Genomic DNA, 12,956 nt, shown 5'->3' with positions numbered 1-12,956 from the left:
GGGCGCCGGGCGCCGCCGCGGGATCCTCTCGGGTTAGCATAGCCCTTACCCTCGCACGAGGGCTTTCCCGGGCGGCAGCGGCACCGGCCCCGGTGCGCTTTCGCCCGAAGCGCGCTACCTGTGGTCCCGTAGAGACTCTTGGATGGTGGGCATTTCCGTCGATGGGGAGAGCATGAAGCGTCGCGACATCCTGACGGCCGGCATCGGCCTCGCCGGCAGCGCCGCCGTGGCGGCCCCGGCCGTGGCGCAGAGCACGCCCGAGCTGCGCTGGCGCCTGCACTCCGCCTTCCCGCGCAACCTCGACGCGCTGTACGGCGCCGCCGAGCTCTTCGCCCGCCTCGTCGCCGAGGCGACGGACAACCGCTTCCAGATCGAGGTCGCGGCGGCGCCCTCCGGCGAACCCGCGGCGCTCCTCGATTCCGTCGGCGCCGGTACCCTGGAGATGGCCTACTCGGCCGCCTATTACGAGGTCGGCCGCGACCCGACCTACGCGCTCGCCACCGCGATCCCCTTCGGCCTCAATGCCCGCCAGCAGAACGCCTGGATGCTGCAGGGCGGGGCGCTGGACCTGTTCAACGAGATCTTCGCGAAGAGCAAGCTCTACGCCCTGCCAGGCGGCAATACCGGCACCCAGATGGGCGGCTGGTTCCGGCGCGAGGTGAAGTCGGTCGCCGACCTGCAGGGCCTGCGCTTCCGCATCGCCGGCCTCGGCGCGCAGGTGCTCGCCAAGCTCGGCGTCGCGACCCAGACGATGCCAAGCGCCGATCTCTACGCGGCGCTCGAGGGAAAGACCCTCGACGCCGCGGAGTGGATCGGCCCCTACGACGACGAGAAGCTCGGCCTCAACAAGGTGGCGCCGTTCTACTACTACCCGGGCTTCTGGGAGGGCGGCTCCGTCATGCACTTCTGGTTCAACGCCCAGAAATGGGCCGAGCTGCCGAAAGCCTACCGGGCGATCGCGGCGGCGGCGGCGGCGAGCGTCAACGGCGACCTTCAGGCAAAGTACGACGCGCGCAATCCGGCGGCCCTGCGCCGGCTGGTCGGGGGCGGCGCGCAGCTGCGCCCCTTCCCCCAGGAGGTAATGGAGGCCGCCCTCAAGGCGGCGAACGACATCTACGCCGATATCGGCGCCAAGAACCCGGACTTCAAGCGCATCCACGACGCGCTGAAGGCTTTTCGCAATGAAGAATACCTCTGGTTCCAGGTCGCCGAGTATACCTACGACAATTTCATGATTCGGGCGCGGGCCCGGGGCTGATCCGCGTCGCGCCCGGGCCGGGGAGCGCGCCTATTCGGCAGCCTCCTCGCCCGGCAGCGTGCCGCGGCCCTCTTCGCGCATGAGCGCCCGCACCACGCTCGGCACTGCTTCCAGCGCGCCGGCCAGGGTCTCGTCGGCCACGAACAGGCTCTTGATCTCCGGACTGGTGATGCAGACGAGGCCTTCCCCACTCTCCTCGACCCGCAAAGTGAATTGCCGCATCGCTCGACAGCTCCCTCACGCTCGGCTCCGATCGCCTCGCGATGCACGAGGCGGGCCAGCATCCGGACGACAACGCGGAGCGCGGCCATAAGCTCCACCGGACGTAAAGCAACGCCGGTCGCGACCCGGCGCCGAGAGATGAGGCCAAGAAAAAAGGCCACCTTTGCAGGCGGCCCGAAGTCTAGGGAGGAAACGCCCAAGGAGGGCAGCGGGAGCACGACGCCATCGCGCTCCCGCACTGCAATAACATAAGGGTGCGATGCCAGGTGGCAAGGCGCGATTGTCGGCAGCCTTGCCGCTTTTGCGGGCAGTCTCGGCCTGCCGCTGGACCCCGCCCCGCCACGGCCTAGTTTCCTCTGCCTGGTTTCCTGAGCCTGACGGGGGCGCGGCATGGCGATTCAGGCGGGGCGGATCCGGGTTCTGAAGGACGTGGAGCCGCGGGACGGTGCCTACGTGCTGTACCTGATGCAGCAGGGCATGCGCAGCCGCGACAACCCGGCCCTGGAAGTCGCGGTGGAGGAGGCGAACCGCCTCGGCCTGCCGGTGGTGGCGGGGTTCGGTCTCCTCGACGGCGGCGCTCACTTCCCCGAGGCCAATGCCCGCCACTACGCCTTCCTGCTCCAGGGCTTGCGCGACGCGAAGGCCGGCCTGGAGCGCCGGGGCATCGCCTTCGTGCTGCGCCGCGCCACTCCGGCCAAGGCCGCCCTGGCCCTGGGCAGGAAGGCTGCGATGCTGGTGCTCGACCGGGGCTACCTGACGATCCAGAAGTCCTGGTACGCCGAGATCGCGGAGGGGTTCGACGGCCGTCTGATCCAGGTCGAGGGCGACGTGGTGGTGCCGGTCGACGTCGTGACGAACAAGCACGAATTCGCCGCCCGGACGCTGCGGCCGAAGCTGCACCGGACCTGGGAGCCCTATCTCGCGCCGTTGCGTGCGCGGACGGTCAAGCATCCGGCCGACGACCTTCACCTGAAGAGCGACATCGACGTCTCGGATCCCGACGCGGCGCTCGCCGCGATGACGCTGGACCGCAGCGTGACGCCGGTGCGCCGCTTCCACGGCGGCGAGACCGAGGCGTATCGCCGGCTCGATGCCTACCTCGCCGGGCCGTTCTCGGATTACGGTACGGTGCGCAACCGGCCGGAGGCGGGAGCCGCCTCGCATTTGAGCCCCTACCTGCATTTCGGCCAGATCTCGCCGGTGGCGGCCGCCCTCAAGGTGCGGGCGGCGAAGACGGGCGGCCCGGAGGACCGGGCGGCATTCCTGGAGGAGCTGATCGTCCGGCGCGAGTTGGCGATGAACCACGTCCACACCAATCCGGGCTACGACGCTTACGCGCAGGCGGTGCCGGACTGGGCCCGCAACGCGCTCGCCGAGCATGCCGACGATCCCCGCCCGCACCTCTACGACGAGGAGGCGCTGGCGGAAGGGCGCACCCACGACGAGTACTGGAACGCCGCGATGCGCGAGATGCGCGTCACCGGCTACATGCACAACCACCTGCGCATGTACTGGGGCAAGAAGATCCTCGAATGGTCGCCCTCGCCGGAAGAGGCCTTCGCGGTGACGTTGCGGCTCAACAACCGCTACTTCCTCGACGGGCGCGACGCGAATTCCTTCACCAACGTCGCCTGGCTGTTCGGCCTGCACGACAGGCCGTGGGGCCGGCGCAAGGTGTTCGGCACCGTGCGCTATCTCGGGCAGAACACGCTGAAGAAATTCGACGCCAAGGCCTACCTGAAGGCCGTGGATGAACTGTGCCGGGCAGAGGAAGAGCAGAGCCCCATCACATGAGACGGGTGATGCAGGCCTTCTTGATCCCGCCCACGACCGCATCCTGAGGTGCGAGCGGGAAGGAGGATGCAGCCGCAGAGCAAGCCCCCGGTTGACCGCCCCGCCCGACCGGCGTCATCAACCTGCATGACCTCCCCCACCCCCCTCTCGCCCTGGCGCGCCACGGTCCTGACCCTCTACCCCGAGATGTTCCCCGGCCATCTCGGGCTGTCCCTCGCCGGCGATGCCCTCGCGCGGGGCGCCTGGAGCCTGGAGGCACGCAACATCCGCGACCACGGCATCGGCCGGCACCGGGCGGTGGACGACACGCCGGCCGGCGGCGGGGCCGGGATGGTGCTGCGCTGCGACGTGCTCGCCGCCGCGATCGATGCCGCGGCACCCGCGGACGATCCGCGCCCACGCCTGCTGATGAGCCCGCGCGGCCGGCCGCTGACGCAAAGCAGGGTCCGGACGCTCAGCGAGGGGCCGGGCGTCGTCGTGGTCTGCGGCCGCTTCGAGGGCGTCGACGAACGGGTGATCGCGGGGCGCGCCCTCGAGGAGGTCTCGATCGGCGATTATGTGCTGTCGGGCGGCGAGCCCGCGGCCCTGGTGCTGCTCGATGCCTGCGTGCGCCTCCTGCCCGGCACGATGGGCAAGCACGCCTCCGGGGTCGAGGAAAGCTTCGAGAGCGGCGCTCTCGAATACCCGCACTACACCCGGCCGCGGGACTGGGAGGGGCGGGAGATCCCGGACGTGCTGACCGGCGGCAACCACGCGGCGATCGCCCGTTGGCGGGCGGCGGAATCGGCCCGCCTCACCCGCGAGCGGCGCCCGGATCTCGTCCCGGACCTCTCGACGCGGGACCGGAATCCGTGACCGGCGGCAAACTCCAGTGGAGTATTCCTGAAAAACAACACAGGTAAATGTCCGAGGAGACGACCCTTCCTAGAGCCCTCCCGTGGCCGGGCGTCGTCCCGGGTGCCTCTCCTCGCGACGCCTCCCCCGGACCACCCCGCCGCCATGCCCGATTCCGCCCGCTACCTGCAGCACCGGCCCGAGATCCTGGAGGCCCTGCGCCGGGGCGAGGCGGCCATCGACCGGGTGATGGAGGGCACCGGCCGCCTCTTCCCGGCCGGTCGCCTGCTGGTGGAGGCCGACAGCCCGAACACCACGATCTTCCGGCTGCGCAAGGGCTGGGCCGGCCGCCTGCGCACCCTGGAGGACGGGCGCAGCCAGTTCATCCTGATCTTCCTGCCCGGCGACCTCTTCGCGGTCAAAAGCCTGTTCGTCACCCACAGCCCAGACGCGGTGCAGGCCCTGTCCGAGGTCGTGGTCGAGCAGGTCGACCACCGCATCCTGCGCGAGGCCTACGAGCGCGACGCCGACCTCGCCACCCGCTGCATGTGGCAGGTGATCGAGGAGGAGCGCCGGCTGCACAACTGGATCGTCGGGCTCGGCCGCGGCAGCGCCGACGAGCGCCTGGCGATGCTGCTCATCGACTTCCGCGGCCGCCTGATCCTCTCCGGGGCGCTGCCGCCCGACGCGATGGCCTACGACCTGCCGATGACCCAGGAGCAGATCGGCGACCATCTCGGCATCTCGAACGTGCACGTCAACCGAGTGCTGCGAGCGTTCCGGGAGGACGGCCTCGTCACTATGCGGGGGCGCCGGGTGACGATCGGCGACCTCGACGCCCTGGTGCGGATCGCCAAGCCGCTCCTTGACCTGTCCGAGCGCGGCCGCCCGGAATTCGTCGGGAAGCGGGAGGCAGGAACCGGCGGCGAAGGGAAAGGTGGCAACGATGCCGGCCACTGAAGAAGGCATGACGCAGGACGGGAAGGGTCGGGACGGGATGGACCGGCAGCACGCCGCCAGCGGTCAGGCCGCCCTGATGCTGATCGAGAGCCTGATGCTCGCCCTCGTCGAGCGCAAGGTGATCCCGGCCTCCGAGCTGGTCGAGGCGGTGGAGACCGTGATCGAGACCAAGCGGCGCCTGGCCGCGAACGGGCACGAGCCAGAGATCGCCGCCCGGGCCGCCGCCCTGCTCACCACCCTCGCCAACAGCCTCGCGGCGGCGGAACCGGCGGCCAAGGGTTGATCCCGCGGAGGCCGATAGATCCTGGCGCTGAGCCCGTGCCGCAGGATACGCAGGACAGCAGACCCTACCGGAGCCAAGTCCGTGAGCCGCCTGTTCCCGCGTCGCCTCGCCCTTCTCGCCCTCCTCGCCGTCGCGCCCGCCCTCAAGCAGCCCGCCGTCGCGCAGGAGCGGGCGATCACGCTCGCCTCGACTACCTCGACCGAGCAATCGGGCCTGTTCGGCCACCTGCTGCCGATCTTCCAGCGCGAGACCGGCATCGCGGTGCGGGTCGTCGCGGTCGGCACCGGCCAGGCGCTCGCCATCGGCGCCAAGGGCGACGCCGACGCACTCCTGGTCCACGACCGGCCCGGCGAGGACAAGTTCGTCGCCGAGGGCCACGGCCTTGACCGCCGCGACGTGATGGCGAACGACTTCGTGATCGTCGGCCCCGCCGCCGACCCGGCCGGCCTCAAGGGCGGGCGCGACGCCGCGGAGGCGCTCGCCCGCACCGCCCGCGCCAAGGCGCCTTTCGCCAGCCGCGGCGACGACAGCGGCACCAACCGCACCGAGCTGCGGCTGTGGAAGAAGGCCGGGGTCGATGCCCGAGGCTTGGGCAGCAGCTACCGCGAGCTCGGCCAGGGCATGGGCCCGACGCTGAACGCGGCCGCCGCGATGGACGCCTATACCCTGACCGACCGGGCGACCTGGGCGAGCTTCAAGAACCGCCAGAACCTCGTGATCCTGGTCCAGGGCGATCCCGCCCTGTTCAACCCCTACGGCTCGATCCTGGTCAATCCCGCCAAGTTCCCTCAATCGAATCGCCCGCAGATCCACGCCGCCGACGCGACGATCTGGCACGAGTGGCTGACCTCCGAGCGCGGCCGGGCGGCGATCGCCTCGTTCAAGATCAACGGCGAGCAGCTGTTCTTCCCCACCGGCACGATGCCGACTCACTAGGCCTCACGCCCTGGGCAACGCCGCCATCCGGTTGAGCCCGAAGGCAGCGGCACTCACCACCAGCGTCAGGCTGACGAGGACGAGACCGAGGCCGAGCGCGAGAGCTAGGTCGCCGCGGCTGGTCTCGAGCGCGATGCTGGTCGTCATGGTGCGGGTGTAGCCGCGGATGTTGCCCCCGACCATCAGGATGGCACCGACCTCGGCGATCGCCCGCCCGAAGGCCGCCAGGAAGGCGGTGACGAGGGGTGCGGGCGCCATCGCGAGCAGGATCAGGGCCGCGTGCCCCGTCCCGACCCCATCGACCCGCAGGGCGTCGCCGTATTCCGCCCACAGGGCCTCGCAGGTGCGGTGCGAGAGTGCCGCGACGATCGGCAGGGCGAGCGCCCCCTGGGCGATCACCATGGCGCCGGGGGTGAACAGCAGGCCGAGGCTCCCAAGGGGCCCGGAGCGCGAGACGAGCAGGTAGAGCACCAGACCCACCACCACCGGCGGCAGGCCGAGCAGCGCATTGACGAGGACGAGGAGCGCCCCGCGGCCGGGGAAGCGGGTCGCGGCGAGCAGCGCCCCGAGGGGCGCGCCGAGGATGAAGCCGAGGCCGGCCGCCGTGAGGCTGACGCGCAGCGACAGGCCGACGATGGCGACGAGATCGGCATCCGCCCGCAGGATCATCGCGACCGCCAGCCCCAGGGCGCGCCCGAACTCGTCCATGTCACCCCAGCTCATGCCTGCCACTTGACGGTCTCTTACCCGTCCTATCCGGGCGGACCCGCCCGTGCCATAGTGCCGGAAGGTCAGTCGGTTCCGGTGCGCGATCCACCAGCTGCCCATCGGCCGGGCCGGCCCGACTGCCTCCGTGGCAGGAGGGCTCCGCCATGCAAGCGGCTCATCGGCTTCGCGAAACGGATCTCGAGATGGCTTTGCGCCACGTCATCGAGGCGGAAGCCCGGGTCGCGCGCCAGCGTGCCCTGGTGGAGCGCCTCGCCCCGGGGGGCGGGCGGACCGCGGCTCTGGCCGAGGCGCTGCTCAGCGACTTCCAGGCGACGCTCGCGGCCCACCGCGCCCATCTCGCGCGTTTGATGCCGCAGCAGGGTTGACGCGACGTCCGGCCTGGCGCATGCGAGCCGGCGGGACACCTCTCCCCACCGAGAGGCGCCCATCTGGAAGGATGGACACCAGGCATGACGACCCGCCCCGCGGCGCGCCCGCGCGCGCCCTTCTTCTCGTCCGGACCCTGCGCCAAGCGCCCTGGCTGGACGCCCGAGGCCCTCTCCGACGCGGCGCTCGGCCGCTCGCACCGGGCGAAGCTCGGCAAGGCCAAGCTCAAGGAAGCGATCGACCTTACCCGCACTGTGCTGCAGGTGCCGGCCGAGTATCGCATCGGCATCGTGCCGGCCTCCGATACCGGCGCCGTCGAGATGGCGATGTGGTCGCTGCTCGGCACCCGCCCGGTCGACATGCTGGCCTGGGAATCCTTCGGCGAGACCTGGGTCACCGACGCGGTCAAGCAGCTCAAGCTCGACGCGCGCGTCATCAAGGCGCCCTACGGCCGCCTGCCCGATCTCTCCACGGTCGACACCCGCACCCGCGACGTGGTCTTCACCTGGAACGGCACCACCTCGGGCGTGCGCGTGCCGGATGCCGACTGGATCGCCGCCGACCGCGAGGGGCTGACGCTCTGCGACGCCACCTCGGCGGCCTTCGCGCAGGATCTCGACTGGGCGAAGCTCGATGTCGTCACCTTCTCCTGGCAGAAGGTGCTCGGCGGCGAGGCGGCGCACGGCATGCTGATCCTCTCGCCCCGCGCCGTCGCGCGGCTCGAGAGCTACGTCCCGGCCTGGCCGATGCCGAAGATCTTCCGCATGACCAAGGGCGGCAAGCTGATCGAGGGCATCTTCCAGGGCGAGACCATCAACACGCCCTCGATGCTCGCGGTCGAGGACTACATCGACGCGCTGCGCTGGGCGGAATCGCTCGGCGGCCTGCCGGCCCTGCGGGCCCGGGCCGACCGCAATGCCGGCGTGATCGCCGACTGGGTCGCCCGCACCCCCTGGATCGCGAACCTCGCCGAGGATCCGGCGACGGCCTCCAACACCAGCGTCTGCCTGGTGGTGAGCGATCCCGACGTGGTCGGGCGCGGCCCCGAGGCCGTGGCGGCCGTCGCCAAGGGCATCACGACGATGCTGGAGCGCGAGGGCGTTGCCCACGACATCGGCTCCTACCGCGACGCCCCTCCCGGCCTGCGGATCTGGTGCGGCGCCACCGTCGAGGCCTCGGATCTCGAAGCCCTGACCCCGTGGCTCGACTGGGCCTTCGCCCAGGAGAAGGCCCGCCTGACGAAGGCGGCCTGACCAGCCATCGTCATCATCGGCGCCGGAGCCCTGCGAGGACCGGCGTCGGCCACGGGTGGCCGCACGAAGCGCACACATCGCCAAGCGAGGCGCGGGATCTCTCCTCTCCCCGCGGGTGGGGAGAGGGTCACGGCCCCCTTGGCGGGGCCGTGACGAGCGCAGGCGAAGCCGAAGCGACGGTGAGGGGGTATCTCCGGACGTTACTCCTCCGGCACCTCCCCCCTCACCCTCGGCTATCGCCCCGCCGTGTCTCCCGAACGGGACCACGGCCCTCTGCCCGCCGAGGGGAGAGGAGAATGCGCCCGACCCGGTGTGACTCCGCGAGCCCAGGCCGACGCGCTCCCTTGCGCGGGGCGATGGCGCGCACCCGTTCGAGGCCGCCATGCCCACCACACCCAAAAAAGTCCTGATCTCCGACACCCTCTCCCCCGCCGCCGTCGCGATCTTCCGCGAGCGCGGGATCCAGGCCGATCTCCGCCCGGAGCTCGGCAAGGACAAGGAGGCCCTCGCCGCCGCCATCGGCGACTATGACGGTCTCGCTGTCCGCTCGACCACGAAGGTTACGGCTGCCCTGCTGGAGCGCGCCCGCAACCTCACGGTGATCGGAAGGGCCGGCATCGGCGTCGACACGATCGACGTGCCGGCCGCCACGTCCCGCGGCGTGATCGTGATGAACACGCCGCACGGCAACGCCGTGACGACCGCCGAGCACGCCATCGCGCTGATGCTGTCGCTCGCCCGCCAGATCCCGCAGGCCGACGCCTCGACGCAAGCCGGACGCTGGGAGAAGAACCGCTTCCTCGGCATCGAGCTGACCGCCAAGACCCTCGGGGTGATCGGCTGCGGCAATATCGGCGCCATCGTCGCCGATCGCGGCATCGGCCTGCGGATGCGCGTTGTCGCCTACGACCCGTTCCTGACCCCGGAGCGGGCGATGGCGCTCGGCGTCGAGAAGGTCGAGCTCGACGAGCTGCTGCGGCGGGCCGACGTCGTCACCCTGCACGTGCCGCTGACCGACAAGACCCGCAACATTCTCTCGGCCGAGGCCCTGGCGCGCACGAAGCCGGGGGTGCGGATCGTCAACTGCGCCCGCGGCGGCCTGGTGGACGAGGTGGCGCTCCGGGCAGCGCTCGAATCCGGCCACGTCGCCGGGGCGGCGTTCGACGTGTTCACGGAGGAGCCGGCCAAGACCAACGTGCTGTTCGGGCACCCGAACATGGTCTGCACGCCGCATCTCGGCGCCTCGACCACCGAGGCGCAGGAGAACGTGGCGCTGCAGGTAGCCGAGCAGATGAGCGACTACCTGCTGCACGGGGCGATCCGCAACGCGGTCAACTTCCCGTCGATCTCCGCCGAGGAGGCCCCCCGCCTACGGCCCTACGTGACGCTCGCCGAGCAGCTCGGCTCCTTCCTCGGCCAGCTCACCGAAGCGCCGATCCGCGGCATCCGCATCGTCTACGAGGGCGAGGCAGCGGAGCTGAACACCCGCGCGCTCACCGCCGCCGCGGTGACCGGGGCGCTGCGGCCGTTCCTGGAGGGCGTCAACATGGTCTCGGCGATCGAGGTGGCGCGGGCCCGCGGCATCCAGGTCGAGACTGCGACCCGCACCGCGATCGAGGGCCCCTACGCCTCGCGCATCCACCTCACGGTCGAGGCCGAGGACATGCCCCGCGACGCCGCCGGCACGGTGTTCCAGGACGGCCGCCCGCGCTTCGTCGAGATCCGCGGCATCGCGCTCGAAGCCGCGGTGGCGCCGCACATGCTCTACATCCGCAACGCCGACCAGCCCGGCTTCATCGGGCGCTTCGGCACGCTGATGGGCGAGGCCGGCGTCAACGTCGCCACCTTCCATCTCGGCCGCGACCGTCCCGGCGGCGACGCGATCTGCTTCGCCGCCGTCGACGAGCCGGTCTCGCCGGACCTGCTGCGGGCGATCGAGGCGATCCCGCAGGTGAAGCGGGCGCGGGCGGTGCGGTTCTGAGTAGGAAAGCGCGGGATTCGGACTTCGCATCCCGCGCTTTCAGCGACTCGTTTCACTCTGTAAGGCGACGACGGCCGCGATGTCGCGCCAGCGTCGCTCCGCAGTCGCAGCCGTCGCGCCTTCCCGTTTAGCCAAGGCCAGGCAGTCTCGATCACCCAGCGACAATCCGAGCCGGAGCGTAATACAGCCGCACCTTCGAACGGACGCGTTCGACGGTGCCAGACAAGCCCGAACGGGCGCCGGCGCTGATGCGCCGCTCGCCTTCGCATCGACACGCCGATGCGAAGGCGCAAGGGTATGACGCACCCGTCTTCCCCTCGACGAGCCCGAGGCTCAAGGCCTGCACCCGGGCGACGGCCTGATCCAGCGTGCGCGGGACGATCGCAGCGCCGGTATCCTCGACCGACACCTCTCCGCCTCGCGTAAGGCCGTGCCTCTCGCGCAGAGCGGCGGGAAGGCTGAGGCTTCCATCAGGCAAACCCATAGCCTTCATGGCAATCCACTGATCTCGATCGGAACTCTAGCATGGATGGACAGGCTCCGGCTCAGGTCTTCGTCAGCATGCGGGGCCCGCCTTCCGCTTGGTCGGTTCGCGTGAACAGCCTATCACGGTCTGAATCTGCTCCGCCCGGTGGCAAAGCAGGTCGAAATGACCGAACTCAAGGTTGTGGCTATCGATGACGCGCTTGCGCTCGCACTGACTGATGAGATTCGTGAAAGTCTGCCATTGACCAAGGGATCGGCGCTGTGTCTCACAGAAATCCCCGACGGATATTGAATGACAGCGCGATCTGCTTTCGAGGCCGGACAGATGGCCGTCGCACGCGAGGTCATGCGGCGTTGCCGCACTGCTCTGGGTGAACTCGCGAGGTCGTCGCGCGTCGGCGCCGATCGTGAGATCGAGCTGACGTGGCAGATTGGCTGCATCCCAGTACGCGCTCAGTGTGCCGCCGCGCAGGCTCCCCGCCCCCGCCTTTCGTGCTAAAACGCCCGCCATGAAGATCGACGGCCGCCACTACCGCACCATCTTCCCCGCGCCCGATGGCGGGGGGATCTGCGTGATCGACCAGACCCGCCTGCCCTTCGCCTTTGAAACGAAGGTTCTCGCGAGCGAGGCGGAGGCGGCGGTCGCGATCCGCACCATGATCGTGCGCGGCGCGCCGCTCATCGGCGCCACAGCCGCCTACGGACTGGCGCTCGCGATGCGCGAGGATCCGTCCGACCGCAATCTCGACGGGGCCAGGAGCCGGCTCGCCGCGACGCGGCCGACCGCGATCAACCTGCGCTGGGCCCTCGACCGGGTGGCGGGGGTGCTGCAACCGCTCTCCGCCAAAGAGCGCGAGGCCGCCGCCTTCGCGGAGGCCGCCCGCATCGCCGACGAGGACGTGGCGAGCTGCCGGGCGATCGGCGAGCACGGGGCGGCGCTGATCGCCGAGATCGCGCGCAGGAAGGCCGGGCCGGTCAACGTGCTGACCCATTGCAATGCCGGCTGGCTCGCCACCGTCGACTGGGGCACGGCGCTGGCGCCGATCTACGTCGCGCACGATGCCGGCTTGGCCGTCCATGTCTGGGTCGACGAGACCCGGCCGCGCAACCAGGGCGCGGCGCTCACCGCCTTCGAGCTCAACGCTCACGGCGTGCCGCATACGGTCATCGCCGACAATGCCGGCGGGCACCTGATGCAGCACGGGCAGGTCGATCTCTGCATCGTCGGCTCGGACCGCACCACCTCGACCGGCGACGTTTGCAACAAGATCGGCACCTACCTGAAGGCGCTCGCCGCCCGCGATTGCGGGGTGCCGTTCTACGCCGCCCTGCCGTTCTCGACCATCGACTGGACCCTGACTGACGGCGTCGCCGGCATCCCGATCGAGGAGCGCGACGCCCGCGAGGTGACCCACCTCACCGGCCGCACCGACGAGGGCGCCTTCGCCACCGTGGCGGTGGTCTCGCCCGGCAGCCCGGTGGCGAACCCGGCCTTCGACGTGACTCCGGCCCGCCTGGTGACCGGGATCATCACCGAGCGCGGCGTGGCGGAGGCGACTCCGGAGGGGCTGCTCGGGCTGTATCCGGAGCGGCGGGTGGCGGCGTGATCGAGTGAGAGACAGCGATCGTCTCACCATGACCATCGAACGCAACACCCGATCGATCGACGTCCCCTTTTCCTCCCCGCAACCTCATCCTGAGGTGTCAGTCCATCAATGATGGACTGACCTCGAAGGAGGCCTCCAGAAGCCTCTGTGATCCCTGGAAGCCTCCTTCGAGGTCAGCCGATTTTCAATCGGCTGATACCGCCGCGCTTATATTTTGACTCGTGAGGGTTTTCACCGGTTCGTGGAG

General features: G+C 70.4%; 13 protein-coding genes. 11 read left to right on the top strand and 2 right to left on the bottom strand.

Annotation, left to right across the window (positions count from 1 at the left end; genetic code table 11):
- The first annotated feature begins 172 nt into the window (after positions 1 to 172).
- Positions 173 to 1,258 carry a TRAP transporter substrate-binding protein gene (locus tag MFF64_RS27655; RefSeq protein WP_099904862.1) on the top strand — a complete coding sequence of 362 codons (1,086 nt, stop codon included), beginning with the start codon at positions 173 to 175 and terminating at the stop codon, positions 1,256 to 1,258.
- Between the two features lie 30 nt (positions 1,259 to 1,288).
- Here MFF64_RS27655 and MFF64_RS27650 read toward each other — a convergent pair whose 3' ends face one another.
- Entirely contained in the window at positions 1,289 to 1,480 is a 192-nt protein-coding gene (locus MFF64_RS27650) for a hypothetical protein (protein ID WP_048429329.1), read from the bottom strand.
- A gap of 390 nt (positions 1,481 to 1,870) precedes the next feature.
- Here MFF64_RS27650 and MFF64_RS27645 point away from each other — a divergent pair, with 390 nt between their 5' ends.
- The 5 genes from MFF64_RS27645 (at position 1,871) to MFF64_RS27625 (ending at position 6,287) form a co-directional block, all read left to right on the top strand.
- Positions 1,871 to 3,274, top strand: a complete 1,404-nt coding sequence (locus MFF64_RS27645; protein ID WP_099904860.1) for a deoxyribodipyrimidine photo-lyase — start codon at positions 1,871 to 1,873, stop codon at positions 3,272 to 3,274.
- 126 nt (positions 3,275 to 3,400) lie between these two features.
- The gene (trmD, locus tag MFF64_RS27640; protein WP_238192887.1) at positions 3,401 to 4,129 is read left to right on the top strand and encodes a tRNA (guanosine(37)-N1)-methyltransferase TrmD; all 729 of its coding nucleotides are present in this window, start codon (positions 3,401 to 3,403) and stop codon (positions 4,127 to 4,129) included.
- A gap of 144 nt (positions 4,130 to 4,273) precedes the next feature.
- On the top strand, positions 4,274 to 5,068 hold the full coding sequence (locus MFF64_RS27635) for a Crp/Fnr family transcriptional regulator (RefSeq protein ID WP_099902118.1): 795 nt from the start codon (positions 4,274 to 4,276) through the stop codon (positions 5,066 to 5,068).
- Between the two features lie 7 nt (positions 5,069 to 5,075).
- Positions 5,076 to 5,351, top strand: coding sequence for a hypothetical protein (locus tag MFF64_RS27630; protein ID WP_133123390.1), 276 nt, complete (start codon positions 5,076 to 5,078; stop codon positions 5,349 to 5,351).
- Positions 5,352 to 5,432: 81 nt separating this feature from the next.
- Entirely contained in the window at positions 5,433 to 6,287 is an 855-nt protein-coding gene (locus MFF64_RS27625; protein ID WP_438823100.1) for an ABC transporter substrate-binding protein, read from the top strand.
- Between the two features lie 3 nt (positions 6,288 to 6,290).
- On the opposite strand, the gene MFF64_RS27620 is transcribed toward MFF64_RS27625, so the two are convergent.
- Positions 6,291 to 6,995 carry an ABC transporter permease gene (locus MFF64_RS27620; RefSeq protein WP_238192900.1) on the bottom strand — a complete coding sequence of 235 codons (705 nt, stop codon included), beginning with the start codon at positions 6,993 to 6,995 and terminating at the stop codon, positions 6,291 to 6,293.
- A gap of 164 nt (positions 6,996 to 7,159) precedes the next feature.
- Here MFF64_RS27620 and MFF64_RS27615 point away from each other — a divergent pair, with 164 nt between their 5' ends.
- The 5 genes from MFF64_RS27615 to mtnA all read left to right on the top strand — a co-directional run bounded on the left by MFF64_RS27615 (position 7,160) and on the right by mtnA (position 12,709).
- Complete coding sequence (locus MFF64_RS27615) at positions 7,160 to 7,381, top strand: hypothetical protein (protein ID WP_099902700.1); 222 nt, start codon at positions 7,160 to 7,162, stop codon at positions 7,379 to 7,381.
- An 84-nt stretch (positions 7,382 to 7,465) separates the two neighbouring features.
- Positions 7,466 to 8,635: a phosphoserine transaminase gene (locus tag MFF64_RS27610; RefSeq protein ID WP_099902698.1), complete on the top strand. Its 1,170-nt coding sequence runs from the start codon at positions 7,466 to 7,468 to the stop codon at positions 8,633 to 8,635.
- 382 nt (positions 8,636 to 9,017) lie between these two features.
- Complete coding sequence (gene serA, locus MFF64_RS27605) at positions 9,018 to 10,616, top strand: phosphoglycerate dehydrogenase (RefSeq protein ID WP_238192886.1); 1,599 nt, start codon at positions 9,018 to 9,020, stop codon at positions 10,614 to 10,616.
- Positions 10,617 to 11,265: 649 nt separating this feature from the next.
- A complete protein-coding gene (locus MFF64_RS37905; protein ID WP_273557177.1) occupies positions 11,266 to 11,394 on the top strand; it encodes a hypothetical protein in 129 nt (42 codons plus the stop codon).
- A 217-nt stretch (positions 11,395 to 11,611) separates the two neighbouring features.
- Positions 11,612 to 12,709, top strand: a complete 1,098-nt coding sequence (gene mtnA, locus MFF64_RS27600) for an S-methyl-5-thioribose-1-phosphate isomerase (protein WP_238192885.1) — start codon at positions 11,612 to 11,614, stop codon at positions 12,707 to 12,709.
- Positions 12,710 to 12,956 lie beyond the last annotated feature (247 nt).

Origin of the sequence: Methylobacterium frigidaeris (assembly GCF_022179185.1) — a bacterium.
Lineage (GTDB): Bacteria > Pseudomonadota > Alphaproteobacteria > Rhizobiales > Beijerinckiaceae > Methylobacterium > Methylobacterium frigidaeris.
Note: the sequence above shows the minus strand (reverse complement) of the source record. Positions and strands in the feature narration are given on the sequence as shown.

Coding starts and splice junctions, on each gene's coding strand:
- MFF64_RS27655 (WP_099904862.1), top strand. CDS start 173: ATGAAGCGTCGCGACATCCTGACGGCCGGCATCGGCCTCGCCGGCAGC.
- MFF64_RS27650 (WP_048429329.1), bottom strand. CDS start 1,480: ATGCGGCAATTCACTTTGCGGGTCGAGGAGAGTGGGGAAGGCCTCGTC.
- MFF64_RS27645 (WP_099904860.1), top strand. CDS start 1,871: ATGGCGATTCAGGCGGGGCGGATCCGGGTTCTGAAGGACGTGGAGCCG.
- trmD (WP_238192887.1), top strand. CDS start 3,401: ATGACCTCCCCCACCCCCCTCTCGCCCTGGCGCGCCACGGTCCTGACC.
- MFF64_RS27635 (WP_099902118.1), top strand. CDS start 4,274: ATGCCCGATTCCGCCCGCTACCTGCAGCACCGGCCCGAGATCCTGGAG.
- MFF64_RS27630 (WP_133123390.1), top strand. CDS start 5,076: ATGACGCAGGACGGGAAGGGTCGGGACGGGATGGACCGGCAGCACGCC.
- MFF64_RS27620 (WP_238192900.1), bottom strand. CDS start 6,995: ATGGACGAGTTCGGGCGCGCCCTGGGGCTGGCGGTCGCGATGATCCTG.
- MFF64_RS27615 (WP_099902700.1), top strand. CDS start 7,160: ATGCAAGCGGCTCATCGGCTTCGCGAAACGGATCTCGAGATGGCTTTG.
- MFF64_RS27610 (WP_099902698.1), top strand. CDS start 7,466: ATGACGACCCGCCCCGCGGCGCGCCCGCGCGCGCCCTTCTTCTCGTCC.
- serA (WP_238192886.1), top strand. CDS start 9,018: ATGCCCACCACACCCAAAAAAGTCCTGATCTCCGACACCCTCTCCCCC.
- MFF64_RS37905 (WP_273557177.1), top strand. CDS start 11,266: ATGACCGAACTCAAGGTTGTGGCTATCGATGACGCGCTTGCGCTCGCA.
- mtnA (WP_238192885.1), top strand. CDS start 11,612: ATGAAGATCGACGGCCGCCACTACCGCACCATCTTCCCCGCGCCCGAT.